Origin of the sequence: Microcella sp. (genome assembly GCF_025808395.1) — a bacterium.
In the GTDB taxonomy this organism is placed as follows: Bacteria; Actinomycetota; Actinomycetes; order Actinomycetales; family Microbacteriaceae; genus Microcella.
Genome location: NZ_CP075524.1, coordinates 1,818,503 through 1,844,179, shown reverse-complemented (window position 1 = coordinate 1,844,179; position 25,677 = coordinate 1,818,503). Strand labels below are relative to the sequence as shown.

The 25,677-nt window shown below is 67.7% G+C and carries 31 protein-coding genes and 1 tRNA gene; 22 read left to right on the top strand and 10 right to left on the bottom strand.

Translation table 11 applies throughout. The annotated features are described in order from the left end of the window. Position 1: 1 nt before the first annotated feature. The 14 genes from folE (at position 2) to glsA (ending at position 10,257) form a co-directional block, all read left to right on the top strand. Complete coding sequence (folE, locus tag KIT89_RS08980) at positions 2-583, top strand: GTP cyclohydrolase I (protein ID WP_297600510.1); 582 nt, start codon at positions 2-4, stop codon at positions 581-583. Continuing rightward, the gene (gene folP, locus KIT89_RS08975) at positions 583-1,410 is read left to right on the top strand and encodes a dihydropteroate synthase (protein ID WP_297600508.1); all 828 of its coding nucleotides are present in this window, start codon (positions 583-585) and stop codon (positions 1,408-1,410) included. Before folE ends, folP begins: the two co-directional genes overlap by 1 nt. After that, the gene (gene folB, locus KIT89_RS08970) at positions 1,407-1,778 is read left to right on the top strand and encodes a dihydroneopterin aldolase (protein ID WP_297600505.1); all 372 of its coding nucleotides are present in this window, start codon (positions 1,407-1,409) and stop codon (positions 1,776-1,778) included. Before folP ends, folB begins: the two co-directional genes overlap by 4 nt. Then, positions 1,775-2,266: a 2-amino-4-hydroxy-6-hydroxymethyldihydropteridine diphosphokinase gene (folK, locus tag KIT89_RS08965; protein ID WP_297600502.1), complete on the top strand. Its 492-nt coding sequence runs from the start codon at positions 1,775-1,777 to the stop codon at positions 2,264-2,266. Before folB ends, folK begins: the two co-directional genes overlap by 4 nt. Beyond that, positions 2,263-2,724: a DUF3180 domain-containing protein gene (locus tag KIT89_RS08960; RefSeq protein WP_297600499.1), complete on the top strand. Its 462-nt coding sequence runs from the start codon at positions 2,263-2,265 to the stop codon at positions 2,722-2,724. Before folK ends, KIT89_RS08960 begins: the two co-directional genes overlap by 4 nt. Continuing rightward, positions 2,721-3,248, top strand: coding sequence for a PH domain-containing protein (locus KIT89_RS08955; RefSeq protein ID WP_297600496.1), 528 nt, complete (start codon positions 2,721-2,723; stop codon positions 3,246-3,248). Before KIT89_RS08960 ends, KIT89_RS08955 begins: the two co-directional genes overlap by 4 nt. Beyond that, complete coding sequence (locus KIT89_RS08950) at positions 3,245-4,828, top strand: PH domain-containing protein (protein WP_297600493.1); 1,584 nt, start codon at positions 3,245-3,247, stop codon at positions 4,826-4,828. Before KIT89_RS08955 ends, KIT89_RS08950 begins: the two co-directional genes overlap by 4 nt. Beyond that, positions 4,825-5,601: a DUF2520 domain-containing protein gene (locus KIT89_RS08945; RefSeq protein ID WP_297600490.1), complete on the top strand. Its 777-nt coding sequence runs from the start codon at positions 4,825-4,827 to the stop codon at positions 5,599-5,601. The genes KIT89_RS08950 and KIT89_RS08945 overlap by 4 nt, the downstream gene beginning before the upstream one ends. Then, complete coding sequence (gene panC, locus KIT89_RS08940) at positions 5,598-6,461, top strand: pantoate--beta-alanine ligase (protein WP_297600487.1); 864 nt, start codon at positions 5,598-5,600, stop codon at positions 6,459-6,461. The genes KIT89_RS08945 and panC overlap by 4 nt, the downstream gene beginning before the upstream one ends. A gap of 185 nt (positions 6,462-6,646) precedes the next feature. Next, entirely contained in the window at positions 6,647-8,158 is a 1,512-nt protein-coding gene (lysS, locus tag KIT89_RS08935; protein ID WP_297600484.1) for a lysine--tRNA ligase, read from the top strand. 9 nt (positions 8,159-8,167) lie between these two features. Continuing rightward, the gene (locus KIT89_RS08930; protein ID WP_297600481.1) at positions 8,168-8,323 is read left to right on the top strand and encodes a hypothetical protein; all 156 of its coding nucleotides are present in this window, start codon (positions 8,168-8,170) and stop codon (positions 8,321-8,323) included. Between the two features lie 180 nt (positions 8,324-8,503). After that, positions 8,504-9,025, top strand: coding sequence for a hypothetical protein (locus tag KIT89_RS08925; RefSeq protein ID WP_297600478.1), 522 nt, complete (start codon positions 8,504-8,506; stop codon positions 9,023-9,025). A gap of 56 nt (positions 9,026-9,081) precedes the next feature. Then, positions 9,082-9,267 (top strand): hypothetical protein, encoded by a 186-nt coding sequence (locus KIT89_RS08920; RefSeq protein WP_297600475.1) that lies wholly within the window; start codon positions 9,082-9,084, stop codon positions 9,265-9,267. Positions 9,268-9,276: 9 nt separating this feature from the next. Further along, positions 9,277-10,257 (top strand): glutaminase A, encoded by a 981-nt coding sequence (glsA, locus tag KIT89_RS08915; protein WP_297600473.1) that lies wholly within the window; start codon positions 9,277-9,279, stop codon positions 10,255-10,257. Here the strand turns inward: glsA and KIT89_RS08910 are convergent, their stop codons facing one another. The 3 genes from KIT89_RS08910 to KIT89_RS08900 all read right to left on the bottom strand — a co-directional run bounded on the left by KIT89_RS08910 (position 10,258) and on the right by KIT89_RS08900 (position 12,290). Continuing rightward, positions 10,258-11,235: a pirin family protein gene (locus tag KIT89_RS08910; protein ID WP_297600470.1), complete on the bottom strand. Its 978-nt coding sequence runs from the start codon at positions 11,233-11,235 to the stop codon at positions 10,258-10,260. A gap of 174 nt (positions 11,236-11,409) precedes the next feature. Next, complete coding sequence (locus KIT89_RS08905) at positions 11,410-11,646, bottom strand: helix-turn-helix transcriptional regulator (protein WP_297600467.1); 237 nt, start codon at positions 11,644-11,646, stop codon at positions 11,410-11,412. Next, on the bottom strand, positions 11,646-12,290 hold the full coding sequence (locus KIT89_RS08900; RefSeq protein WP_297600465.1) for a hypothetical protein: 645 nt from the start codon (positions 12,288-12,290) through the stop codon (positions 11,646-11,648). Before KIT89_RS08900 ends, KIT89_RS08905 begins: the two co-directional genes overlap by 1 nt. A 172-nt stretch (positions 12,291-12,462) precedes the next feature. Here KIT89_RS08900 and KIT89_RS08895 point away from each other — a divergent pair, with 172 nt between their 5' ends. The 4 genes from KIT89_RS08895 to KIT89_RS08880 all read left to right on the top strand — a co-directional run bounded on the left by KIT89_RS08895 (position 12,463) and on the right by KIT89_RS08880 (position 16,686). Beyond that, the gene (locus tag KIT89_RS08895) at positions 12,463-14,961 is read left to right on the top strand and encodes an ATP-dependent Clp protease ATP-binding subunit (protein ID WP_297600462.1); all 2,499 of its coding nucleotides are present in this window, start codon (positions 12,463-12,465) and stop codon (positions 14,959-14,961) included. A 28-nt stretch (positions 14,962-14,989) separates the two neighbouring features. Next, on the top strand, positions 14,990-15,511 hold the full coding sequence (locus KIT89_RS08890; protein ID WP_297600460.1) for an amino-acid N-acetyltransferase: 522 nt from the start codon (positions 14,990-14,992) through the stop codon (positions 15,509-15,511). Positions 15,512-15,585: 74 nt separating this feature from the next. Further along, the gene (locus KIT89_RS08885) at positions 15,586-16,200 is read left to right on the top strand and encodes a hypothetical protein (RefSeq protein ID WP_297600457.1); all 615 of its coding nucleotides are present in this window, start codon (positions 15,586-15,588) and stop codon (positions 16,198-16,200) included. Between the two features lie 30 nt (positions 16,201-16,230). Continuing rightward, positions 16,231-16,686 (top strand): SseB family protein, encoded by a 456-nt coding sequence (locus KIT89_RS08880; RefSeq protein ID WP_297600454.1) that lies wholly within the window; start codon positions 16,231-16,233, stop codon positions 16,684-16,686. Positions 16,687-16,844: 158 nt separating this feature from the next. On the opposite strand, the gene radA is transcribed toward KIT89_RS08880, so the two are convergent. Next, positions 16,845-18,191 carry a DNA repair protein RadA gene (radA, locus tag KIT89_RS08875; RefSeq protein ID WP_297600452.1) on the bottom strand — a complete coding sequence of 449 codons (1,347 nt, stop codon included), beginning with the start codon at positions 18,189-18,191 and terminating at the stop codon, positions 16,845-16,847. A 42-nt stretch (positions 18,192-18,233) separates the two neighbouring features. Further along, on the bottom strand, positions 18,234-18,620 hold the full coding sequence (locus KIT89_RS08870) for a cupin domain-containing protein (RefSeq protein WP_297600449.1): 387 nt from the start codon (positions 18,618-18,620) through the stop codon (positions 18,234-18,236). 110 nt (positions 18,621-18,730) lie between these two features. On the opposite strand from KIT89_RS08870, the gene KIT89_RS08865 reads away from it, so the two are divergent. Beyond that, positions 18,731-18,821: transfer RNA gene (locus KIT89_RS08865), tRNA-Ser, on the top strand. A 180-nt stretch (positions 18,822-19,001) separates the two neighbouring features. Here the strand turns inward: KIT89_RS08865 and KIT89_RS08860 are convergent. Beyond that, positions 19,002-19,457: a VOC family protein gene (locus KIT89_RS08860; protein ID WP_297600446.1), complete on the bottom strand. Its 456-nt coding sequence runs from the start codon at positions 19,455-19,457 to the stop codon at positions 19,002-19,004. Between the two features lie 109 nt (positions 19,458-19,566). Between KIT89_RS08860 and KIT89_RS08855 the strand changes: the two genes are divergently transcribed. Further along, positions 19,567-20,556, top strand: coding sequence for a YafY family protein (locus tag KIT89_RS08855; protein ID WP_297600443.1), 990 nt, complete (start codon positions 19,567-19,569; stop codon positions 20,554-20,556). Here the strand turns inward: KIT89_RS08855 and KIT89_RS08850 are convergent. Further along, a complete protein-coding gene (locus tag KIT89_RS08850) occupies positions 20,553-21,551 on the bottom strand; it encodes a 2-oxoglutarate and iron-dependent oxygenase domain-containing protein (RefSeq protein WP_297600441.1) in 999 nt (332 codons plus the stop codon). The genes KIT89_RS08855 and KIT89_RS08850 overlap by 4 nt on opposite strands. A 175-nt stretch (positions 21,552-21,726) precedes the next feature. Between KIT89_RS08850 and KIT89_RS08845 the strand changes: the two genes are divergently transcribed. Together KIT89_RS08845 and KIT89_RS08840 are read left to right on the top strand one after the other, a co-directional pair. After that, a complete protein-coding gene (locus tag KIT89_RS08845; RefSeq protein ID WP_297600438.1) occupies positions 21,727-22,212 on the top strand; it encodes a glutathione peroxidase in 486 nt (161 codons plus the stop codon). Positions 22,213-22,304: 92 nt separating this feature from the next. Then, a complete protein-coding gene (locus KIT89_RS08840; RefSeq protein ID WP_297600435.1) occupies positions 22,305-23,288 on the top strand; it encodes a nucleoside hydrolase in 984 nt (327 codons plus the stop codon). Here the strand turns inward: KIT89_RS08840 and KIT89_RS08835 are convergent. From KIT89_RS08835 to KIT89_RS08825, 3 genes are read right to left on the bottom strand one after another with little or no spacing between them, the layout of a single operon-like run. After that, the gene (locus tag KIT89_RS08835; protein ID WP_297600433.1) at positions 23,275-23,961 is read right to left on the bottom strand and encodes an RraA family protein; all 687 of its coding nucleotides are present in this window, start codon (positions 23,959-23,961) and stop codon (positions 23,275-23,277) included. The two genes, KIT89_RS08840 and KIT89_RS08835, sit on opposite strands and share 14 nt — an antisense overlap. A 51-nt stretch (positions 23,962-24,012) precedes the next feature. Next, complete coding sequence (locus KIT89_RS08830) at positions 24,013-24,654, bottom strand: alpha/beta hydrolase (RefSeq protein ID WP_297600431.1); 642 nt, start codon at positions 24,652-24,654, stop codon at positions 24,013-24,015. Continuing rightward, a complete protein-coding gene (locus tag KIT89_RS08825) occupies positions 24,651-25,619 on the bottom strand; it encodes a ring-cleaving dioxygenase (protein WP_297600429.1) in 969 nt (322 codons plus the stop codon). Before KIT89_RS08825 ends, KIT89_RS08830 begins: the two co-directional genes overlap by 4 nt. Positions 25,620-25,677: the final 58 nt, after the last annotated feature.

Below are 25,677 nucleotides of genomic sequence, written 5' to 3'. Positions count from 1 at the left end.
CATGTCACCCGTCGACACCGGCCGCATCGAAGCGGCCGTCGCCGAAATTCTGGCGGCGATCGGTGACGATGCCACTCGCCCTGGGCTGCTCACCACCCCCCAGCGGGTCGCCGAGTCATACGCCGAGTTCTTCGCCGGAGTCGGCGTCGACCCCGTGCCGCTGCTGAGCGACGACATCGAAATGCAGACCGACCCGGGCGAACGCGGAGAACTCGTGCTGCTGCGCGACATTGCCCTGCGCTCGATCTGCGAGCACCACCTGCTGCCCTTCACCGGGGTGGCTCACGTCGCCTACCTTCCCGCCGAACGACTGGTCGGCATCGGGCGCATCGCGCGCGTCGTCGAGACCGTCGCCTCGCGCCCCCAACTGCAAGAGCGACTCGGCGAAGACGTCGTCGCCGCCCTCGAGTCGGGGCTCGCCCCGCACGGCGTGCTCGTCGTCATCGACGCGCGGCACGGCTGCGTCGGCGCCCGCGGCCCTCGGCAGGCCGAGAGTTCGACCGTTACGGTCGCCTCCCGCGGCGCACTCGCCGACCCGGTTCGCCGCGCCGAGGTGATGTCGCTCATCGGCGGGCGCGGTTGATGTCTGCAGCGCGGCGCCCAGACCTCTGGGGCATTCTCAACGTCACCCCCGACTCGTTCAGCGACGGCGGGCGCTACCTCGACGCTGACGCGGCCATCGAGCACGGGGTGCGCATGGTGGCTGAGGGCGCATCCGTCATCGACGTCGGCGGCGAGTCGACCCGGCCGGGCGCAGCACCCGTGACCCCGAAGGTTGAACGTGAGCGCGTGGTGCCCGTCGTGGCGGGGCTCGCGGGGCAGGGCATCCACGTGTCGATCGATACCATGCATGCCGCCACCGCGGCGGCCGCCGTCGACGCCGGAGCCGTCATCGTCAACGACGTCAGCGGCGGCCTGCACGATGCCGACATGGCACCGCTCGTCGCCGAACTCGAGGTCGACTTTGTGGCGATGCACTGGCGGGGGCCGAGCGAGGTGTGGGATGCCCGCAGCACCTACACGTGGGCCCCCCACGATGTGCGCGACGAGTTGCGTGCCCGGCTCGACGCCCTGCTCGAGGCAGGCATCGCCCCCCGACGCCTCTGGATCGACCCTGGCCTCGGTTTCGCCAAGCAGCACGAACACAACTGGCAGCTGCTCGCGCACCTGAGCGAGCTCGACGTGCTCGGCGCGCGCGTGCTGGTCGGTGCGTCGCGCAAGCGCTTCGTCGGGGCGCTGCTGCCCGAGGGTGAGGCCGCCGACGAGCGCGACCTGCCGACCGCGGTCATCAGCGCGCTCGCAAGCCTCGCCGGGGTCGACGCGCTGCGCGTGCACGACGTGCGCGCGAACGCGCGCGCCCTCGACGTCGTCGAGGCTTGGCGCTCTGGCTGGGGCGGGGGTGCGGCATGACGACCCCGCGCGACGCCATCACCCTCACCGGGCTACGCGCCCGAGGGCACCACGGCGTGTACGAGCACGAGCGTCGTGACGGCCAAGATTTCATCATCGACGTGCGCGTCACCGTCGACCTCGCGCGGGCGTCGCAGAGCGATGACGTCGCCGACACCGTGCACTACGGCGAGCTCGCCGTCGCCGTGGTCGAGGCCGTCGAGCGCGACCCGGTCGACCTCATCGAGACCGTCGCCGAACGGGTGGCCGCGCTCGCGCTCGGCTACGCGGCCGTGCACGAGGTCGAAGTGACGGTGCACAAGCCGCAGGCGCCGATACCGGTGCCGTTCGACGACGTCAGCGTCACGATCGTGCGGGGCCGCTCATGACCGACTCGCTCGCCGTCATCGCCCTCGGTAGCAACCTCGGTGATCGGGCCACCACGCTCGACAGCGCCGTGCGTGCACTCGACGCGTTGCCGGGCTGCCGTGTCGAGGCGGTGTCGTCGTGGCACGGCACTGTCGCGCTCACCGTCGACGGGCTCGACCCCGAGCGGCCCGCCTACCTCAACGGCGTGCTGCTGTTGCGCACCGAGCTCACGCCCCACGAGTTGCTCGACGCGCTGAGGGCGATCGAGCAGTCACACGGTCGTGAACGCGCCGAGCGGTGGGGTGATCGCACGCTCGATCTCGACCTCATCGCCGTCGACGATCTCGTCATCACGAGCCCCGAGCTCGAGGTTCCGCACCCGCGGGCGCACGAACGCGACTTCGTGCTCGCGCCGTGGCTCGAGGTGCAGCCCGACGCCATCGTGCCCGGGCGCGCACCGGTCGCCGAATTGCTCGCCGAGCGGCGGGCGCACGAGGGCCGGCCGTGACCAGAACCCGCCCCCTGCCTTTGCTCGTGGCGGCGCTCGCCGGGTTCGTCGTGGCGTACCTGCTCGATGTTGTGCTCGCGATGCGAGGCTTCGCCGTGTTCGTGCCGCCCGTGTCGCTCGCGGTCGCGCTCGCCCTCATCGCCGTGCTGCTCATCGCGCTCGCGTGGCCGGTGCGGCGCGCTGCGGTGGGCGAGCGTCGCATTGACCCGTTCTACGCCACGCGAGTGGTCGTGCTCGCGAAAGCGAGTTCGCTCGCGGGCGCTCTGCTCGCCGGTGCGGCCGCGGGCATTCTCACCTACCTGCTCAGCCGTGCGGTCGTGCCGCTAGGCTCGACGCTGACCGCGGGGGCGACACTCATCACTGCCGTCATGCTCGTGGCCGCCGCGCTCGTGGCTGAGCACTTGTGCGCGATACCGCCCGACGAGCCGACCGACACACTCACCGAGGAGTCTTCGTGACCACCACTGATGACACCGGCCCCGCTGACGCCAGCGCAGCCGAGAACCGGCGCCTCGAGCGCCCCGAAACCGAGTGGCAGCGGGTGTCGCCCAAGTACATTCCGGTCGACATGATCTCGACGCTCATCACGGGCGCTATCGTCACGGCGGCTGGGTTTGTTCCGTTCTGGGTCGGCTGGCAGTACGGCTGGATCATCGGCTCGGCTCTCGGCGCCCTCTTTCTGATCGTGCTCGCCCTGACCCCGCGACGCGTGCGCGCGATCGGCTACATCTTGCGCGACGACGACCTGCTCTTTCGCCGCGGCATTCTCTTTCAGCGCTTCGTCGCCGTGCCCTACGGCCGCATGCAGCTCGTCGACATTACGCGTGGGCCCCTCACTCGTGCCTTCGGGCTCGCCGAGCTCAAGTTCGTGACGGCGGCCGCCTCGAGCGGCGTCGTGATTCCGGGTCTCACTCTCGAGACCGCCGAACAGTTGCGCGACCACCTCGTGGCCGTCGCCGAATCGCGCCGGGCAGGCCTGTGAGCGAGCAGCCCGCCGAGCACCCGGCGACGCCGGCCGCACCGCTGGCGACCGACTACGCCGACGGCGAGTGGCACCGGCTGCACCCCGCGACCCCGCTGTTTCGCGGCGGCATCGCTTTCATCGCCATTCTCGGTGTCATCATCGTCAACCTGCGCGATCGCCTGTTCGAGCTGTTCTTCGGCGCCGACAACATCTTCGTCTCGACTCCGGGCGGTGACTTCGAGAGCGACGCGATCGACTACATCGTGCGCGAAGACCTCATCATCTATGTGTTGCTCGCCGTCGTAGGGCTGCTGCTCATCATCATCGCGGGCTTCTACCTGTCGTGGCGCATGCACACCTTCCGCATCACTGACGAGGTCGTCGAAGTGCGCTCGGGCATCCTGTTTCGCACCAATCGCAAGGGTCGCCTCGACCGCATTCAGGGCATCAACGTGTCGCGCCCGTTCATTCCGCGCCTGTTCGGTGCGGCCAAGCTCGAGGTCTCGTCGGCCGGCAATGACGCCAACGTGCAGCTGGCCTACCTGCGCGGGCGCGACGCCGACGCCCTGCGGCGCGACATTCTGTTGCTCGCCTCGGGCGCCCAGCGGCCAGCGGCTGCCGCGGAGGGCGCGGTCGCGAGTGGCGAGCACCCCATTCAGGGGATGCTCGATGAGCGTGTCTCTGAACTGCTCGCCCCCGAGCTCGACGTTGAACTCGTCGAACCTCAGTCGATCGTGCGCATGAACCCTGGTCGGCTCATCGGCTCGACCCTGCTCAGCGAGACCACGATCATTCTCGTCGCCATGCTGATCGGCATCGCCGTGTTCGTCGGTGTCACCGGCGAGCTGTTCGTGCTCTTCGCCGTCTTTCCGACCCTCATTGGTCTCGGCGGCTTTCTCATCTCGCGCATCACGCGCTCGCTGCGCTACTCGATCGCGGCGACGCCCGACGGTGTGCGCGTCGGCTTCGGGCTGCTCTCGACCACCAACGAGACGCTGCCGCCCGGGCGCATCCACTCGGTGAAGGTCAGCCAGCCGCTGCTGTGGCGCCCGGCCGGCTGGTGGCAGATCGCCGTCAACCGTGCGTCGCGGTCGTCGCAGAGCGGCGCTGCCGGTCAGCAGCAGACAACCATCTTGCCCGTCGGCAACCTCGACGACGTGCGCGCAGTGCTGCAACTCTTGCTGCCCGACGTGGTGACAGACGATTCGCGAGAGTCGATCGAGCTCGGGCTGCTCGGCTCGGGCGACGGCGGCGGTTTCACCGTGTCGCCGCCGCGCGCCCGAGGGCTGCGCTGGTTCTCACGCCGCCGCAACGGTTTCGCGCTCACGCAGCAAGCGGTGCTGCTGCGCACGGGAGCCATCTGGCGCGGGCTCACGATCGTGCCCTTCGCGCGCACCCAGTCGGTGTCGATACACCAGGGGCCGATCTTGCGCTCGCTGAGACTCGCCTCGATTCACGTGCACACCGTCGCCGGGCCGATCTCGCCTACCCTCGGTGCCCTCGACCGCAGCGACGCCATGCAGTTCTTCGACGACGCAGTCGCTGCGGCGATCGACAGCGCCGACACCGACCGCTCGCACCGGTGGCGCACCACGTGAGTGCGCGCGACGGGCGGCTCGGCATCGGCATCATCGGTGCCGGTCGAGTCGGGCCGGTGCTCGGCGCGGCCCTCGCCGGTGCCGGACACGCCATCGTTGGCATCTCGGCGACCACCGATGACGAGCGCGATCGCGTCGAGATCGTGTTACCCGGCGTCGCCGTGCTCGACGTTGCGACCATCGTCGAACGCAGCGAGCTCGTCATCATCGCCGTGCCCGACGACCAGTTGGCTGACCTCGTCGCCGGGCTCGCCGCGCTCGGCGCCTGGCAGCCGGGGCAGCTCGTCATGCACACCGCGGCGCGGTACGGCACCTCGGTGCTCGACCCCGCGCGGCTCGCGGGGGGCATACCGTTGGCGGTGCATCCGGCGATCGCGTTCACCGGCACGAGCATCGACCTCGCCCGCTTGCGCGACGCGTGGTGCGCAGTGACCGCGCCAACACCCGTGCTGCCCATTGCCCAAGCGCTCGTTGTCGAGATGGGGGCAGAACCCGTCATCGTCGACGAGAGCGATCGAGAGACCTACGCCGACGCGATCACCGCGGCCTCACAGTTCTCGACGGCCATCGTGTCGCAGTCTGTCGACGCGCTGCGCGCCATCGGAGTCGAGCAGCCCGGCAGCGTGCTCGGGCCCGTCGTGCGCTCAGCCGTCGAGAACGCGTTGCAGCGTGCCACGGTCGATAGCATCAACCTGAGCCACGTCGACCTCAACGGCAACGACTCGGCGAGCGATCTCGGCCCCGCGTCGGGCCCAGCGCGAGGAGACCGGTGAGCACCACAACCCCACCCCCCGTCGAAACGACCATCGCGGGTCTACGCTCACGACTCGACGCCGCGCGCGCCGACGGGGCCACCATCGCGCTCGTGCCGACCATGGGGTCGCTGCACGAGGGGCACCTCGCGCTCGTTGACCGCGCGCGAGAGCTCGCCGACGTCGTCATCGTGTCGATCTTCGTCAACCCCCTGCAATTCGGCCCCGCTGAAGACTTCGAACGCTATCCCCGCGAGCTCGACGCCGACCGCGACGCCCTCGCCGGACACGGAGTGGCCGCAGTGTTCGCCCCCGCCGACGACGAGATGTACCCCCACGGCGCCGCGCAGACGCGCGTCACCGCGGGCTCGCTCGGCGGCCTTTACGAAGGCCGCTCGCGCCCCGGGCACTTCGACGGCATGCTCACCGTGGTCGCCAAACTGCTCGGCATCGCGCAACCGCACCTGGTGCTCTTCGGTCAGAAAGACGCGCAGCAGGTGTTTCTCGTGCAGCGCATGGTGCGCGACCTCGACATTCGCACCCGCGTTGAGGTGGTCGACACCGTGCGGGCCGACGACGGCCTCGCCCTCTCGAGCCGCAACCGTTTTCTGGGCGAGCGTCAACGCCGTGCCGCTCGCGCGCTGCCCGACGCGCTCGAAGCCGCGCAGTCGGCGGCCGATCGGGGCATCGACGCCGTGCTCGCCGCCATGCAAGGTGTGCTCATGGGGGCAGATGACGTGCAGCTCGACTACATCGCTGTTGTGCGCCCCGACACCTTTCAGCCCGTCGATGACGACCACCGCGGGCCGGCTAGGGCCCTCATCGCCGCGCGGGTCGGCGACACCCGACTCATCGACACCGAGCTGCTGCACCTCGGCTGAGGTCGACGGCGCGCGAGCATCCCGCCCCCGCCCGTGTCGTCATTCGGGTTCGCGCGTGTTCCACACGGCGGGTTGCGGCAACACGCCGTGTGCAACGGTCGTGCGTCCGAATGAGCGAACGGGGGTGCGGCCGCAGAGCGCGGCCCCGCCCGCCGGTAGGCTGAAACGCTGAACCGAGGAGCCTGATGAGCGACAACACCGCACCCGCCGAACACGCCGCCGAGCCGACGATCGAAGAGATCGCCGAGCAGAAGCAGGTGCGCCTCGACAAGCGGCAGCGCATGCTCGATGCCGGGCTGGCGCCCTACGCGATCGGCCTCGAGGTGACGACGACGATTGCGGATGTTCGCGCGCGCTACCCAGAACTCGAGGTCGACACGGCCACGGGTGAGCGAGTGGCCCTTGCCGGTCGTGTCGTCTTCAGCCGCAACACCGGCAAGCTCTGCTTCGCCACCCTGCAGTCGGGTGACGGCAGCCGCCTGCAGGTGATGGTGAGCCTCGCCGAAGTGGGCGAGACGTCGCTCGACCGATGGAAAGAGTTCGTCGACCTCGGCGACCACGTGTTCGTCGAGGGCGAGGTCATCACGAGCAAGCGCGGCGAGCTCAGCGTCATGGTGTCGAGCTGGGCGATCTCGTCGAAGGCGATTCTTCCGCTGCCGAACCTGCACAGTGAGCTCAGCGACGAGACGCGCGTGCGCCAGCGCTACCTCGACCTCATAGTGCGCGAGCAGGCGCGCCAGACCGTGCGCGCCCGCGCCGCGGCCGTCGCCAGTCTGCGCAGCACCTTCGCGAGTCACGACTATCTCGAGGTCGAGACGCCCATGTTGCAGACGATGCACGGTGGAGCATCCGCTCGCCCCTTCGTCACCCACTCGAACGCCTTCGATACTGAACTGTTCTTGCGCATCGCACCCGAACTCTTCTTGAAGCGCGCGGTCGTCGGCGGCATCGAGCGAGTGTTCGAGATCAACCGCAACTTTCGCAACGAAGGCGCCGACTCGACGCACAGCCCCGAGTTCGCGATGCTCGAGGCCTATCAGGCCTACGGTGACTATCACCAGATGGCCGACCTGACGCAAGAGATGATTCAGAACGCGGCCGTCGCCGTGTCGGGCTCGCACGTGGTCACGTGGGCCGACGGCACCGAGTATGACCTCGGCGGCGAATGGGATCGCCTCAGCATGTATGAGTCGCTCAGCGCCGCGGCCGGCGTCGAGATCACTCCGCAGACCTCGATGGCCGACCTGAAGAAGCTCGCTGACACGGTCGACATCGAGATCGACCACCCGCTGCCCGGCAAGTATGTCGAAGAGCTGTGGGAGCACTTCGTGAAGGGCGGCCTCACGCGACCGACCTTCGTCATGGATTTTCCGGTCGACACGAGCCCGCTCGTGCGCGAGCACCGCTCGACGCCCGGCGTCGTCGAGAAGTGGGATCTCTACGTGCGCGGCTTCGAACTCGCGACGGCCTACTCAGAGCTCGTCGACCCGGTCGTGCAGCGCGAACGCTTCGTCGAGCAGGCGAAGCTCGCGGCGGGCGGCGACCTCGAGGCCATGCAGCTCGACGAGGCCTTCTTGACCGCGCTCGAACATGGCATGCCGCCGTCGGGAGGCATGGGCATGGGCATTGACCGTCTGCTCATGGCACTCACCGGGCTCGGCATTCGCGAGACCATTCTCTTTCCGCTGGTGAAGTAGGGTCGCGTCATGGCGTTCAATCGAGACGACGAGCTCAAACTGCCCGGCGACGACGAGAAGAAGCCTGCCATCAGCATGAACCGGCTCGCGCTGTGGCTCGTCGTCGGCGGCATCGGTGCCTACCTGCTGCTCTCGGGCGTCTTCGGCATTCTCGCCAAGTCGTGAGTCTCACTCGACCTTTGACCCCCTAAGGGGGGTCTGCCTGCGCGCGCCCGCGCGCTCTAGCCTGAGTGAACCCGAATCACGGCGTCGATTCACCCGATCGCGCGCCGATCGTCTCACCCGAACGGCGATCTCATGCTGTCACCGCGATTGCGCACCCTCAGTGGTGTCATCCCTGCCATCGTGTTGGCTGGGCTCCTCGCTGCGAGCCCCAGCCTGGCCTCGCAGTCGTTGCGCATCACCACACCCGTCGGCGGAACCACCGTGTCAGGCATGTTCGATGTCGCCGGTCGCGCGAGCGCCGACACCGACGTCACGCTGTCGCTGGCCCCGCAGACGTTCAGCGAGTGCGGTGCCACCGTGCACGATGTGGCGGTGCGCGCCGGCAGTGACGGCAACTTCGCGACGAGCATCCAGAGTGCCGTCGTCGCCGATGGCGTCTACTGCGTGATCGCCGTCGTCGCAGACGGCCAACTGTCGACCGCCGTCGGCGACATCACCGTGCTCAACAGCGAGAACGACGCCCTCGATGGCCCCCAGTTGCCCACCGAATCGCTCGACGATGACCCGGTGACGGATGCTGCGCTCGCGCCCCTCGCCGACGCCAGCGTTCTCGCCCCCGTCGTCTTGGGGGCGGCCGCCACCCTCGCCCTCGTCGTGCTCGTCTTCGGGCAGCTGCAGCGCAAGCGCCGCGCGACAGAGTAGCCCTCCTGGCAGGCTTCTCGACGCACTCACTGCACGACCCACGTATTCTGGTGACCATGCCTGACGACTTTTGGGGCAACGCGGTCTTTTCGGTGACTCCGACCATCATCGTCGGGCTCATCTTCTGGTTCGCGATGCGCGCGATCATTCGCGCCGACCGTGCCGAGCGCCAGACTTTCGCGCAGATCGAAGACGAAGAGCGGGCACGACTCGCCGCGCTCAAACCCGACCCGCACGAGTAGGGGCGGGCCATGCTGCACGATCTACCGAGCGTGGTGACCGACGAGCTGCAACGGGTGCACGACGAGCTGGTGCAGGTCAACGAGGGTGGGCTCGCCGACTACATTCCGCCGCTGAGTGAGGTCGACCCGACGCTCTTCGGGCTCGCGATCTGCACGCCAGACGGCGGGTTCGCCGCCGCTGGCGACCACGACGTTGCCTTCACGCTGCAGTCGATCTCGAAGTGCTTCACCCTGGCGCTCGCGCTCGTCGACCACGGGCTCGAGGGCGTGCTCGACCGCGTCGGCGTCGAACCGAGTGGAGAGTCGTACAACGCCGTCAGTCTCGAAGAGGGCACCGGGCGCCCCGACAACCCCATGATCAACGCGGGGGCGATCGTCACGTGCTCGCTCGTTGAGGCCTCGTCGTCGGCCGAACGATTCGACCGTGTGCTCGGCATGCTGTCATCGTGCGCCGGCCGCGAGCTTGACGTCGACGAGAACGTGTTCGAGCAAGAACTCGCCACGGCCGACCGAAATCGGGCCCTCGCCTACTTCATGCGCAGTGCCGGGTCACTCACGACCGACGTCGACGAGACCCTTGAGGTGTACTTGCGCCAGTGCGCGGTGCTCGTCACTGCAGGAGACCTGGCGGTCATGGCCGCGACGCTCGCCGGCGGAGGCCGCAACCCGCTCACCAACGAGCAGGTGTTCTCGTCGACCGTCGCCCGGCACGTGCTCACGATCATGGCGACATGCGGCATGTACGACGCCTCGGGTCAGTGGTTGCTGCGCGTCGGCAGCCCCGCCAAGAGCGGAGTCTCGGGCGGCATCATCACCGCGAGCCCCGCACAGTTCGGTCTCGGGCTCTACAGGCCCCTGCTCGACGACCGCGGCAACAGCGTGCGCGCCGTGCGCGCCTGCGAGCAACTCGCCGAGCGCTTCACGTGGCACGCGCTCGCGCAGCCCGACGACCGACAGTTGCCCGCCGTGCTCGACGAGGCGGCAGACTGATCAGCGCTGATCGCGAGGCTTGAGCCGCACGGTCGGCAGCGCCGGAGCCGGCAGGGCACGACCGTTCCAGCCCGAGACTTCTCCGAACCGGCCCGCGGGCTTGCTGTCGTCGATCACCTCGGCCTGCCACTGCTCGCGGTAGGCGACAATCTCGTCGTGGTCTCGGCCGATGAAGTTCCACCACATCACGATCGGCTCGCCGAGCGGTGCACCGCCGAGCAGCAGGGCACGCAGCGGGCCGTCGGCGGCGGTCACTCGCAGCGTCGAGGCACCGGGGCCGCGATACCCGAGGTGTGCGGTCGCAATAGCGTGGTCGTCGAAGAGCGCGGTGCCAGCATCAACGAGAAGTCCGTGCTCGAAGCTCGGGTCGACAGGCAGGTCGACGCTAGCGCCGGCCGGCAGGTCGAGTTGCACCGCGACGAGGGGCGAGAAGGTGGTGACGTTCGCCGCCGATCCCGCGAGCTGCCCGACGAAGACTCGCAGCGTCGCGTCGCCGATAGTGAAAGGCTCGGGCTCGGCGTGCTCGAAGAGCGGGGCCGTGTGCCGGTCGCGGTCGGGCAGCGCCACCCACAGTTGGGCGCCGTGCAGTCGAGTTGTTGCCGCGGTCGACACCTCTGAGTGCTGAATGCCTCTGCCCGCCGTCATGAGGTTGACCTCGCCGGGTCGCACCATGGCGTGAGCGCCCGTCGAATCGCGGTGCTCGACCTCGCCCTCGAAGAGCCAGCTCACCGTCTGCAGCCCCGTGTGGGGGTGCGGCGGCACGACCATGCCGCCCGTCTCGGCGACATCATCTGGCCCGTAGTGGTCGACGAAGCACCACGCACCGATGAGGCTGCGGGCCCTCTGTGGCAGCGTGCGGCGCACGGTCATCGCTCGCGGCCCGCCCAGCGGAACTTCGCGCGGCTCAAGCACCTGGATGCTCGCGGCGGGTTGCGCGTCGGCGATCAGCTCGTCGGGCTCGACCTCAAGGTTGCTCACCCTGTCACCCTACGTCGATGCGCGTGGACGAGTTTTTGCGATCCTGCCGACCACTGTTTTGCGCCACCGTCTCGATGGGCATGCACGATCGTCTGCAAAACTGCATTGCAGAGGCCGAACTTGGCTGTGGACGCGAATCTGCAGATGTTCGTGCACGGTCGCGGCTGCGAGGTGTCAGGCGCGGTCGACGACGAGCAGATCGCCGACCTCGCAGTCGAGCACCTCGCAGATCGCGCGCAGGGTCGAGAACCTGATCGCGCGAGCGCGGTCGTTCTTGAGCACCGACAGGTTGACGAGGCTCACGCCGACGAGCTCGCTCAGCTTGGTCAGCGTCAGCCCGCGTTCGGCGAGCAGCTCGTCGAGTCGGCAGTGGATGCCCGTCTCTTCATCACCAGAGACCGCCGGGCTCATCAGACCAACCCCGCAGTCTCGCGCTGCAGGCGCTCGCCGATGCGGAACACGTAGGCGAGGCCGAGCACTGCGAACCCGATGAGCACGACGGTCGGATCAGCGGTGAAGCCGGGCAGGAAGCGCTCGCCGCCAAGCAACTCGTTGAGCTCGAAGGCGGCCATCATGCGGCCGAGCCCGCCGAGCCCGACCGCGAGAATCGTGCCGATCGACAGCGCGGCGCCCACGGCGACGGTCACCGCGAACAGCGAGCGATGAAACGCTTCGCCGCGCGCGATGCGCAGCAGGGTGTACCCGAGGGCCGCACCGACGACCGTCGCGATGATGCCGCTGAGCGCTCGTTCGATGAGCAGCAGCGCGACCGCGCCGCCGCTGAGTGTCGAGGCCTCGAGGGTCACCACCGCCGACTCCGGGGTGATGCTCCTGATCGCCGGTGCGAGTTCAGCGTGGTCACCGACAGTGGCTCCGGGGGCGAGCAGCAGCTCGACCGTCAGACCCTGGTCTGAGAGCACGGGCAAGAGTGCAGAGACCACCGCCCCGATGAGCGCGGCGGCCGCGCCGACGAGCGCGAGCACGCCGATGACGCGCAGCGCGGTGCGGTCGTGACGATGGATCGAGTCGCTGGAGGGAGGGGGTAGTGCTGGCATCAGCATCCTTATCGTTGAACATTATTATCGAATGTCGTTAACCTATTGACGTACGGTGCGAAGCGCAACTCGGTCACGCCTAGGGCGAACACGGGCAGTTAACCCAGGGTGCGCTGGTTACCCTCGATACAGCGGTTCCGCAACCTTCGGCGCCGCGTGAGGAGAGTGCGAGATGTTCGAACGGTTTACCGACCGGGCCCGACGTGTGGTCGTGCTGGCGCAAGAAGAAGCCAAGATGCTCAACCACAACTACATCGGCACCGAGCACATTCTTCTCGGCCTGATCCACGAGGGTGAAGGCGTCGCCGCGAAGGCGCTCGAGTCGCTCAACATCTCGCTCGACGCCGTGCGCGAGCAAGTGCAAGACATCATCGGGCAGGGGCAGCAGCAGCCGACCGGGCACATTCCGTTCACGCCGCGCGCCAAGAAGGTGCTCGAGCTCTCGTTGCGTGAAGCGCTGCAGCTCGGCCACAACTACATCGGCACCGAGCACATTCTGCTCGGCCTCATCCGCGAGGGTGAAGGCGTCGCCGCCCAGGTGCTCGTCAAGCTCGGCGCCGACCTTAACCGCGTGCGTCAACAGGTCATTCAGCTGTTGAGCGGCTACCAGGGCAAAGAGGCCGTCGCCGTCGGCGGCGACAGCCCGAGCCCCGACAAGGGCTCGCAAGTGCTCGACCAGTTCGGCCGCAACCTCACGGCGGCCGCGCGCGAAGGCAAGCTCGACCCGGTCATCGGGCGCGAGAAAGAAGCCGAGCGGGTCATGCAGATTCTCTCGCGCCGCTCGAAGAACAACCCCGTGCTCATCGGCGAGCCCGGCGTCGGCAAGACCGCCGTCGTTGAGGGCTTGGCTCAGGCCATCGTCAAGGGCGAGGTGCCCGAGACGCTCAAAGACAAGCAGCTCTACTCACTCGACCTGGGCAGCCTCATCGCCGGCAGTCGCTACCGCGGCGACTTCGAAGAGCGCCTCAAGAAGGTGACGAAAGAGATTCGCACGCGCGGCGACATCATCGTGTTCATCGACGAGATTCACACGCTCGTCGGCGCGGGTGCTGCAGAGGGCGCGATCGATGCGGCGAGCATCTTGAAGCCGCTCTTGGCGCGGGGAGAATTGCAGACGATCGGTGCGACGACGCTCGATGAATACCGCAAGCATTTTGAAAAGGATGCTGCGCTCGAGCGCCGCTTCCAACCAGTGCAGGTGAACGAGCCCGCGTTGCCGCACGCCATCAACATCTTGAAGGGCCTGCGCGACCGCTACGAGGCGTTCCACAAGGTGTCGATCACCGACGGTGCCATCGTCGCCGCGGTGAACCTCGCCGACCGCTACGTGCAAGACCGCTTCTTGCCCGACAAGGCGATCGACCTCATCGACGAAGCCGGCGCACGCTTGCGGCTGTCGATCTTGTCGGCGCCGCCCGAGCTGCGCGAGTTTGACGAGAAGATCGCCGGAGTGCGCACCGAGAAAGAGCTGGCGATCGAGAACCAAGACTTCGAGAAAGCCGCGAGCCTTCGTGACGACGAGAAGAAGCTGCTCGGTGAGCGGCTGCGGCTCGAGAAGCAGTGGCGCGCCGGCGAAGTCGCCGCGAGCGGCACCGTCGACGAGGGCGTTATCGCCGAAGTGCTGGCGCAGGCCACGGGCATCCCGGTGTTCAAGCTCACCGAAGAAGAGAGCTCTCGCTTGATCTTCATGGAGAAGGCCCTGCACCAGCGGGTCATCGGCCAAGAAGAGGCGATCTCGGTGCTCGCGAAGACCATTCGCCGCACGCGCGCCGGCCTGAAAGACCCGAAGCGTCCGAGCGGCTCATTCATCTTCGCCGGCCCCACCGGTGTCGGAAAGACCGAGCTGGCCAAGGCGCTCGCCGAGTTTCTCTTCGACGACGAGGGCGCGCTCATCGCGCTCGACATGTCGGAGTACGGCGAGAAGCACACCGTCTCGCGCCTGTTCGGAGCCCCCCCCGGCTTCGTCGGGTTCGAAGAGGGCGGGCAGCTCACCGAGAAGGTGCGCCGCAAGCCGTTCTCGGTGGTGCTCTTCGACGAGATCGAGAAGGCGCACCCCGACATCTTCAACTCGCTACTGCAGGTGCTCGAAGAGGGTCGCCTGACCGACGGTCAGGGTCGCGTCGTCGACTTCAAGAACACGGTCATCATCATGACGACCAACCTCGGCACGAAAGACATCACGGGCGGGCCCGTGGGCTTCACGATCGAAGGTGACACCGCTGCGTCGTATTCGGCCATGCGGGCGAAGGTCGTCGAAGAGCTCAAGAAGCACTTCAAGCCCGAGTTCTTGAACCGTGTCGACGAGACCATCGTGTTCCCGCAACTCACCGAAGACGAGCTCATGCAGATCGTCGATCTCTTCATCAAGCGGCTGCGCGAGCGACTGCTCGACCGCGACATGACGATCGAGGTGTCGGCGGCGGCGAAGGCGCAGCTCATCAAGCTGGGCTGGGACCCGACGCTCGGTGCCCGACCGTTGCGCCGCGCGGTGCAGCACGAGATCGAAGACGCGCTGAGCGAGCGCATTCTGCACGGCGAGCTCAACGGCGGTGACCACGTCGCGGTCGACTTCGTCGACGGCGAGTTCACCTTCGTCACGACGCAGAAAGAGCTCGCGGCTGTCGAGGCTGGGGTCTCGGCGTCGGCTGGTGAGCTGCCCGCCGACGACTGAGGGTGCTCGGCGGCCCTAGGCTGGGGCGGTGACGGCGAGAAGTTTCAGCGTGCGCGAAGCACGCACGGGTGATGTTCGGGCGATCAAGCGGCTTGTCGAACCGCTCGTGCAGCAGCGCATTCTGCTGGGCAAAGAACTCGTCGTGTTCTTCGAGTCGTTGCAAGAGTTTCGCGTGGCCGTCGACGACACCACGGGCAACGTCATCGGGTGTGGCGCCTTGCACGTCATCTGGGAAGACTTGGGCGAAGTGCGCACCCTCGCCGTCGCCGACAGCTGGCGCGGCGCGGGCGTCGGTCACGCCTTGCTGACCTCGCTCGAAGACGAAGCGCTCAGGCTCGGCTTGCGTCGACTGTTCTGTCTCACGTTTGAGGTCGACTTCTTTACGCGGCACGGCTTCAGCGCCACCGACGAACAGTTGCTGGTCGACCCTGAGGTATACAGCGAACTGCTGCGCTCGCCCGATGAGGGCATCGCCGAGTTTCTCGACCTCTCGCGCGTCAAGCCCAACACCCTCGGCAACACGCGCATGCTCAAGTCGCTCACGGCGTAAGCGCGGCCTGCGAGAACGGGCACACGCCGCGCGAGCATCCGGCCACCGCTGCCCGCCGGGCATACTCTGTGCGTATGTCGACGCTGCGTCATCCGGTCGGACCGCAGCCGCCCGAGGTCTACTGGCGGCGGCGACTCGTCGTGGGCTTGGGCCTGCTGGCGGTCATCGTCATCATCGTGCTCATCATCGTGAGGCCCGGGGCGGGCGACCCCGGCGAGCAGCCGAGCCCCGATCCGCAGTCGACCGAGTCGGCGGCCCCCGACGACGAGGGCGCTGAGGGTGAGGCAGCCGCGTGCACGGCCGGTCAGGTCGAGGTCACCCCGGTGACCGACGCGTCGAGCTACCCGGCGGGTCAGCAGCCACTACTGTCGTTCACACTGCTCAACACCGGATCCGCCCCGTGCACCATCCAGGCCGGCCCCGACGTGCAGGAGTATCTCATCATGTCGGGCAGCGACCGCATCTGGGCGTCGACCGACTGCCAAGACCCCGCGCTGCCGGCGACGGTGCTGCTCGAGCCGGGTGTTGCGCTCGACAGCACACCCTTCCCGTGGAGCCGCACCCGCTCGACCCCGGGCGACTGCGACGCGGCCCGGCCCGACGTCATCGCTGGCGGAGCCACCTATCGACTGAGCGTGACGGTGGGCGAGTTCGCGAGCGAAGGCGATCGCCCGTTCATTCTGAACTAGCTTTCGAGACGGCCCCGTAGGCTGTTCAGGATGCCCAAGAAGAAGACTTCGAAACGCCCCGCTCGGCGTGCGCCTGTGTCGGGGTCGAGCCCGCCGGGGTTGCCCGCGTCGACGCTGCCACCCGAGCAGCGTCTGGGCGCCGCGCTCGAGCAGCAAGACGCGGCGGCCGTCGCCTTCGCGTTGCGCAACGATCACGTGATCGTTCCTTTGCTGCCGGTGGAGGGGTCGCCGCAGGTGCGGGTGTTTCGGCGCGGTGAGGCCGACAAGTACATGCTGTTGCTCTTCTCGGCGCCAGAGCACTATGCGGCGATGACGCCGAGCGAGCCCGAGCACCGCGTGCTCGCCTATGACGCCGCGACGCTCGCCGACTTCATCGAGCAGAACCTGGGCGTGCTCGAGGCGGTGTGGTTCGACGTCGCGGGGCCGCACGCGATGCAGGCCGAGCCGCACGATGTGCTCGACGCCCTGCGGCTCTCCGCTGACTGACTGACTCCCGCCGAGCCCCACCCCTCGCCGTGCCCGCGGCGACCCCTCACCGTGAGAGTCGCCGAAAGTGGCACGAGTCGCGCAATGTTTCGCGACCCGCGCCACAAAGCCCGACTTTCGCGTAGCGGTGGCGGCGCGCGGGGGGCGAGACGTGCAGCCTAGAACTCGGGCACGTCGAGCTTCTCGTCGTGCGCGCTCGCGAACGCGAGTCGCACGGCTTCTCGCAAGTGCAGCGATGACGCGTCGACGATCGAGGTGTAGCCGAGGCGCGCTGCTTCGGCGGCGCGCTGCGGGGCGCCCGACACGGCGCGTATCTCGCCGGCGAGACTGATTTCTCCGATGGCGGCGAGGTGAGCATCCAGAGCCTTCTCGCGGCGGGCGCTCGCAACCGCCAGCGCGATCGCCAGGTCGGCGGCAGGCTCGGTCAGCCGGATTCCGCCGACGGTCGAGACGTACACGTCGAACCCACTGAGCGGCATGCCGCAGCGGCGTTCGAGCACGGCGAGCAGCATGGCGACGCGAGACGAGTCGACGCCGTTGACGACACGCCTCGGCTGGGGTGCGTTCGAGGCGACGATGAGCGCTTGCACTTCGACGGGCAGGGCGCGGCGGCCTTCCATGGCGATGGCAACGCACGTGCCGCTCACCGGCGTGGTCGACCCCGAGCGGAACAAGATCGACGGGTCGGCCACCTCGGCGATGCCGTCGCCCGTCATCTCGAAGCAGCCGACCTCGTCGGTGGGGCCGAAGCGGTTCTTGAGCGCGCGCACGAAGCGCAGCGCCGTCTGGCGGTCACCCTCGAACTGGCAGACGACGTCGACGAGATGCTCGAGCAGGCGGGGGCCGGCGATGGTGCCGTCTTTCGTGACGTGGCCGACGAGCACGACGGGAATGTCACGGTCTTTTGCGACGCGGATGAGCGTGGCTGCGACCTCGCGCACTTGGCTGACCCCGCCCGCCAGCCCGTCGACGAGTGATGAGGCGACGGTCTGCACCGAGTCGACGATGACGAGGGCCGGCTGCACTTCATCGATCTGACCGAGGATGGTTGCGAGGTCGGTCTCGCTCGCGAGGTAGAGCTCGGGGGTCAGCGCGCCCGTGCGACCCGCCCGCAGCCGCACTTGTGCCACCGACTCTTCGGCCGATACGTAGAGCACGCGCTGGCCGAGCTTCGCGGCGCGCGCGGCGACTTCGAGCAACAGAGTCGACTTGCCGACCCCCGGCTCACCCGACAGCAGAATGGCGGCGCCCGGCACGATGCCGCCGCCGAGTACGCGGTCGAATTCTCTGATGCCCGTGGGCGTGTGGCTCTCGCCCCGCGGCTCGATCGAGGTGATCGGGCGGGCAGCCCGGCCCTCAGCGACCCGGGCCGGCGCGGTGTGCCGCGTCGGGGCATCCTTCTCGATGACGGTGCCCCACTGCTGGCACTCGCCGCAGCGGCCCGCCCACTTCAGGGTCGTCCACCCGCACTCGGTGCACACGAAGTTCGCGGTCGGTTTGGCCATGGTTGCTACAGGATACGGCGATGCACCGACGCGCGACTCGACCTAGCTAGCTCGGCGGTTCTCAGGTAGCTGGCGCTCGATCGGCACCGTCTTCTCGTGAACGACATCGCCCGTGTGGGTGGTCGTGACGGTCTCGATGAGCACGATCTCGACCTCGCTGTCGGCCACCGGATTGTGACGCATCCCGCGCGGCACCACGAAGAACTCACCGGGTTCGAGCACCACCTCGTCGCGGCCTTCGAGTTGAATGCGCAGCCGCCCCGAGACCACCCAGAACAGCTCGTCTTCGTTGTCGTGCGCGTGCCAGACGAACTCGCCCAGCAGCTTGGCGACCTTGACGTACTGGTCGTTCACACGACCAATCACCCGCGGAGTCCAGTGCTCGGTCACTTCGGCGAGTTCTGCAGAGATCGTGGTCTTGTCGAACATCGCTTCAGTCTGCCAGTCGGGGTGCGGCTTTTGAGGCGAACTGCTCAGGATGCCCTGCCCTGCGCTCGCGCGGTTCGACCCGCCCGCGCGCCTGTACTAAACTCTCTCGCGGTGACGTGTCCGAGCGGCCGAAGGTGCAACTCTCGAAAAGTTGTGTGGGTGTTGAGCCCACCGTGGGTTCAAATCCCACCGTCACCGCCAAGTCCTGTCGCACGACAGAGAAGACCCTCGAACTTCTTGGTTCGGGGGTCTCTTGCGTTTCCGTGGGCTAACGGTGTGGGCGCCCCTCGTCGCGACGGGCACCCACACGTCGGCGTTCGTGCATTCCGACTAGCCTCTCGCGTTCTGCAACGGCAGGGGACACCAGGAGGCGCCGGCGGCCTACGACGCGGTGACGCTGACGCTGAAGGTGACGCCGAAACGGTCGGTGAGCATCCCGAAGCCGGCGCTCCATGCCGACGCCGCCAAGGGCTCGACGATGGTGGCGCCGACGGCCAGGCCGTTCCAGTAGCCCTGGAGTTCGTCGAGGGAGTCTGCGCTGACGGACACAAACACGGCCTGGTCGGTGATCGTGACGTTGTTCTCGCGACGAGTCGAGCCCCCGCCCGCGATCGAACCCTCGGTCTGACCGGGGATGTCGTAGCCCATGATGCGAAAGCCGTTGTCGGCCGCGACGAGGCCGAAGACAACCTTGTCGGCGCCAGGCACATCGGCAGGCATGCCGAAGTCGGCGTAGGTGTTGATGACGAGATGCCCGCCGAAGACCGACTGGTAGAACTCGAGTGCTGCGCGAGCGTCGCCCGTGAAGTTGAGGTGAGTGGTGGTCTGGATGGTCATGTGAGCTCCTTGATGTTCGAGGTGAGAGTCGGCCCGATCGGCGCGATGGATCTACCCTCTCGTGTGTATAGGTCAGTTCTTGTCCTAGACCTCGACTAATCTCGAGTGCGTGACAACGACAACGCGGCTGCTCAATCTGTTGTCACTGCTGCAAACCCGTCGCGACTGGCCGGGGTCACTTCTGGCCGAACGCCTCAACATCAGCGACCGCACGGTGCGCCGAGACATCGAGCGGCTCCGCGAGATGGGCTACAGCATCCACGCCACGCTCGGCCCCGATGGCGGATATCGTCTCGATGCTGGCAGCGAACTTCCGCCTCTCTTGTTCGACGACGATCAGACGATTGCCATCGCCATCGCGCTGCAGGCCGCACCCGCGGTCGGGGCCGGACTCGACGAGGCCGCCGTTCGGGCCCTCGCCACCATTCGTCAAGTGATGCCCTCACGCCTGACGTATCGACTCGATGCGCTAGAGATCATCACCATCGGTCGCCCTGGTGACGGAGCGCCAGTGAAAATCTCGATCGACGTGCTCATCGCTCTCGCCGATGCGATTCGCGACCACGCGACACTTCGCTGCGACTACGCACCCCGCGACACCACAGAATCTGACGCACGCGAGCTGACCCCGCCCCGCCGGATAGAGCCGCACCACCTCGTGACCTCACACGGGCGCTGGTATCTCGTGGGATGGGATCTCGACCGCGACGACTGGCGCTTGTACAGCGTCGATCGGCTTCACCCCCGCACACCCAGCGGGCCCCGCTTCACCCCTCGCTCGGTGCCGGGTGGCAACGTGCACGAGTTCGTCTCCGCGCGCTTCAAAGGTTCTGATGTGAACGACTGGCCGTGCCGCGGAACCGTGCGCTTGGCGCTTCCGGCACGAGAGGTTCTGCCCTTCGCGGGCGACGGCGTCGTCACCGCCATCGACGATCACACCTGCAGCCTCGAAGCAGGCTCGTGGTCATGGGTGGCGCTCGCTGCCTCCTTCGGCAGGTTCGACGTGCCGATGGACGTCATCGGCCCGCCAGAGCTCGCCTCCGCCTTCGCCACGCTCGCTGAACGCTACGCGGCGACGAGCACGAGCCGAGCGACCTAGAGCCAGTGCGGGTAATGCGCCTCGACGACGTTGGGGTGCGAACGCACGCGGCTCTTGAGCCAGTTGACGCCGAAGACCGGGTGCAGCGGGTTGTCGGGGTCGAGGGTCACACCCCGGGCCTCAGCCGCCAATGAGGCAGGCAAGTTGATCGTCGGAATCTCGGCGTCGAGTGCCGGCCCGAAGAAGAACGGCACCGAGATGCGCGAGTCACCGGCGGGCGGTGACTGCACGCGGTGCAGGGTCGCCTTGAGGTAGCCGTTCGTCGCGATCTCGAGCAGCTCGCCGATGTTGACCACGAAGGCGCCGGGCACGGGGGGAGCGTCGATCCAGTCGCCGTCTTTCTCCACCTGCAGTCCGCCCTTGCCCTCCTCGACGTAGAGCAAAGTGAGCACGCCGAGGTCTTTGTGGGCTCCGACGCCCTGCGTGCCCTCGGTCTGCTCACGCCCCGGGTAACGGGCGATTTTCAGGTGCGGCGAGGCGTTGCCGGCGAAGGCCGCGTCGAAGGTGTCGGCGGGCGCCCCGAGCGCCTCGGCCCACGAACGCAAGAGCGTCACACTGATCTCACCGAGGCGGTCCATCCACTCGGTCGTGACCTCGCGCAGCGCGGGCAAGTCGGCCGGCCAGAGGTTGGGGCCCTCGAGCGCCCAGAAGTCGGGCACACCCTCGCCGAGCGGAACAGCATCCCGTTCAGCACCGATATCAATCTGCTCTCGCCAGTCGGTGGCTCCTTGTGTGAGCTCACCGCCCATGCGGGTGTAGCCGCGAAAGTGCGGGCTGTGCGTGTTCTCGATGGCGAGCTTTGACTCGACCGGCAGGGCGAAGAAGTCGCGCGCCGTCTGCATCATGCGGGCGATGAGCTCATCACTGAGGCCGTGGCCGACGAGGTAGAAGAAGCCGACCTCGTGGGTGGCGTGGCGCAGTTCGTCGCGAAAGCGAGCGGCGTCATCGGCGGTGCCGTTGAGCAGGGCGAGGTCGAGAATGGGCAGAGAGCGCATAGGGGTTTCCTGTTCGTGAGTTGTGCTGTCGGGGGGCGGGCGCGAAGAAGGCGCACCGGGGAGCTAGTTCGAGAAGTGAACTAGCGACAACAGCGACAACAGAACAGCGTGCTCATGATGGGGCGACTGTAGCACGCTCACGTGACTCACAGCACACTCGCTTTACCGTGGTGCCATGACCGCACTGACGGATGCTCCTCTCACGATGATCGATGGCCGCGAGACGACCTTCGCCGAGTTCTCGGGCCGCGTCGTGCTCGTCGTCAACGTCGCATCGAGGTGCGGGCTCGCGCCTCAGTATGAAGCTCTCGAGCGGTTGCAGAAAACCTACGGTGACCGCGGGTTCACCGTGCTCGGCGTGCCGTCGAACCAGTTCTTGCAAGAGTTGTCGAGCGAAGGCAAGATCGCCGAATACTGCAGCACCACGTGGGGCGTGACCTTTCCGATGACGGAGAAGGTCAAGGTCAACGGCAAGAAGCGCCACCCCCTCTACGCCGAGCTCGTCGAGACGCCCGACGCGCACGGGCTCGCCGGGCCGATCACCTGGAACTTTGAGAAGTTTCTCGTGCTACCGAGCGGAGAAGTGCACCGCTTCAGGCCGAACATCGTGCCCGATGCGCCCGAGATCATCTCGGTCATCGAAGCGAACCTGCCGAGCTGACGAGTGACTGCGCGAACGCGCGATTGACGCGACGCTAAGGGTGCTGATGGGCTGACGATGTTCTGCCCGTCGAGGAGAAAGGCACTGCCGCCATGACTGACCGCACTCCGGTTCTCGTCGATTGCGACACGGGCGTCGACGACGCCATGGCGCTGCTCTACCTGCTGCACCACGACGCCGTTGAGGTGGTCGGCATCACGAGCGTCTTCGGCAACAACACGGCGGCGAAATGCGCGCACAACTCGCTACGGGTGCTTGAACTCATGGGGCGCACCGATGTTCCCGTGGCGGTCGGTGCCGAGAACCCCCTCGTCGGCGAGGTCACCTACTTGGCGACGCACGTGCACGGCGACGACGGACTCGGGGATTCGGGGCTGCCGCTCGAGGTGTCGACACCTCTGAGCGACCTGACGGCGGTCGACCTCATCGATGAGCTGTCGCAGCGTTACCGTGGGCGCCTGCGACTGCTGGCGGTGGGGCCGCTCACCAACATTGCGCACGCTCTCGAGGCGATTCCTGACCTCACCGAGCGGGTTGTCGACATCGTCATCATGGGTGGCGCCGCCGACGTCGCCGGCAACCAGTCGGCGGCTGCTGAGGCGAACATCATCCACGACCCCGAGGCCGCGCGCGCAGTGCTCGGGGCGTCGTGGCCGACCACGCTTGTGCCGCTCGACGTGACGATGACCGAAATCATCACCGAAGAGCACCGCACGGCGCTCGCCGCGTCGAGTGCCCCGGCGGCGCAGTTCGTCGCCGCCGTCAGCGACTTCTACTTCGGGGGCTACGGCTTCGACTCGTTCGGCGTGCGGTGTTCACCGTGTCACGACGCCGTCGCGGCGGGGGTGCTCACGGGCGATGTCGTGCCGAGCGTCTTTCCGCGCATCGCGGTCGAGGTCGACTGCACCGATGGCCCGTCGCGCGGTGCGACGATCTGCGACACTCGCGGGCGCTACCGAGCTTTTCCTGACCAAGACGGTGCCTCGTGCCGAGTCGCACTCGTCACTGACGGCACGTTTGCTGACCGGCTTGTCGCGATGCTCACCTCGTCAACTGCCGGTGTCATACCTCGATAGCTCCGCCTCGTTCGGCGAGGTAGGCGCGCAGGCTGAGGTCGGGTTCAACGAGCTGTCGAGCCCGGTAGCCGGCGAAGTCGAGCTGTGAACGCAGGCTCTCACCGGCACGCATGCGATTGGCCTGAGCCACTTCGACCTGCTGAATCTGCAGCGCGCTCGCCGACACCCGTTGCCAGTCGGCGGCACTGACGATGATCACACCGTCGTCGTCGGCCGCGACCACGTCGTCGCTCGTGACTTCGACCCCGTCGAGCCACGCGACCGTCATGCTGCGGCCCGGTGGCGGCACTCGCCGCGGCCCCACCGAGCGGGCGCCGAGGCTGTGCAGGGGCAGCCCCATGTCGATGATTTGCGCGGTATCGCGATGGCGACCCCAGATGACGATGCCTGCCACTCCGGCCGCCTTCGCCTCGAGGGCCACGAGGTCTCCGACGCATGCCTCGTCATGCCGGCCACCGTTGTCGACGACAAGCACGGCGCCGGGCTCAGCATCGTCGATTGCTGCCAGAAAGGCGTCAACGCTGCCGGCATGGGTCACGGGCAAGGCTGGCCCGGCAATGGGCGCATGCGCCGAGATCGGCCGCAACTCTGCCGGCCCGAGACGAACCTCAACGGCGAGCCGCACGCAGGTGTCGGCGATGGCCGCAGTCGATGGCACGAGGGTGTCGCTCACTGAGTCCTCCGATCACGCAGGCAGCCAGACTGGCATACGCGCGGCCGAGTGTCAGCGGGCCAACCAGACCTTCGCGGCCTGCACCTCACTGCCGTCGACGCCGTGGCCGCCGGGTCGGGTGTGACGGGTGACGGATGCTCCCCGCCCGCTCGCAAACCCCTCCAGCTGCGCCACGCTCGCGGCGGGCGCCATCGGGTCATGGTCTCCGTTGAGCAGCAGCAGCTCGACCCCCTGCGACGAGCCTTGCAGCTCACGGTCGCCGAAAGGGTGCATGCCGCTGAACGCGACGACGCGGGATACCACGGTGGGGTGCAACAGCGCGGTCGCGAGTGCGATGTTGGCCCCGTTCGAGAACCCCGTCGCGATGAGCGTGCGGTTCTCGAGCGCATACCTCGACTGCGCGGCGACCACGAAGGCGGCGAGCTCTGCGGCTCGCGCGATGACGTCGTCGACGTCGAAGACGCCTTCACTCAGCCGACGGAACCACCGGTTCGCCCTGCCTTCGAGCACGCGCCCGCGCGGCGAGAGCACCGCGGCTCCGGGCACGAGGGCGGTGCCGAGCGCGGCGATCTCGCGCTCGTCGCCGCCCGTGCCGTGCAGGGTGAGCACGACGGGTGCGTCGGCCGTGGCGCCCTCGGTGAAGAGGTGGGGCCACTCGTCGAGGTTGATCGTGGGGAGAGCATCCTGAATCATGCCGCCACCCCCGGATTGTTCTCGTCGGGCAGTGCGATCGGAATCACCGCGTGCTCGATCTGCTCGCGTGAGGGCTCGAGCCATAGGGGCAGCTTGAGCGAGCGGCCGAGTTCGAGAAGCGGCTCGTCGATGTCGAAGCCGGGGGTGTCAGTGGCGATCTCGAACAGCACGCCTCCTGGTTCGCGAAAGTAGATCGAGGTGAAGTACTGCCGGTCGAGAATCTCGGTGACGCGGTGGCCTTTGCTCGCGAGTTCGTCTCGCCACTGCTGCTGCGTCGCCTGGTCGGGCACCCGGAAGGCGATGTGGTGCACGGTGCCGCCGGCGGTGAGGCCGGCCGGCGCGAGGGTCGAGGCGTGCACGTCGACGAGCGCGCCGGGCATGCCGTCGCCCGAGGCGAGCCGCGTGCGGTTGCCGTTCTGCTCGACGACGCGCATTCCCAAGTCGTTCACCATGAGGCCGATCGTCTGCTCGGCGTCGCGCACGGTGAGCACGCTCGAGTGCTGGCCGCGAATCGCGTGCTCAGCCGGAACACTCGCCGAGTCCCACGGGTCGCGCGGGTCGTGCTCGCTCGTGGCGACGAGTTCGATCTGCAGCCCGTCGGGGTCGGCCACGAGCAGCCGCTCTTCGCTCGAGCTCGTCGAGGTGATGCGCGCGTCGGCGCCGATCGAGGCGAAGTGGTCGACCCACCAGCCGAGCGACCCGGCCGGCACCGAGAAGGCGGTCGAGGTCGACTGGCCCGCGCCGACGCGACCCTGCTGAATGCCGCGCCACGGAAAGAACGTCATGAGGCTGCCCGGTCGCCCCGACTCGTCGCCGTAGTACAGGTGGTAGGTGCCGGGGTCATCGAAGTTGACGGTCTTCTTGACGAGCCGCAGGCCGAGGCCGTGAATGTAGAAGTCGATGTTCTGCTGCGGGTCGCCGGCGATCGCGGTGACGTGGTGCAGGCCTTCGGGGGCGACGGTCATGATGGTCTCCTTCGCGTGTCGCGCCAATGATATCGATGCAAACGCATAGAAAGTGTGA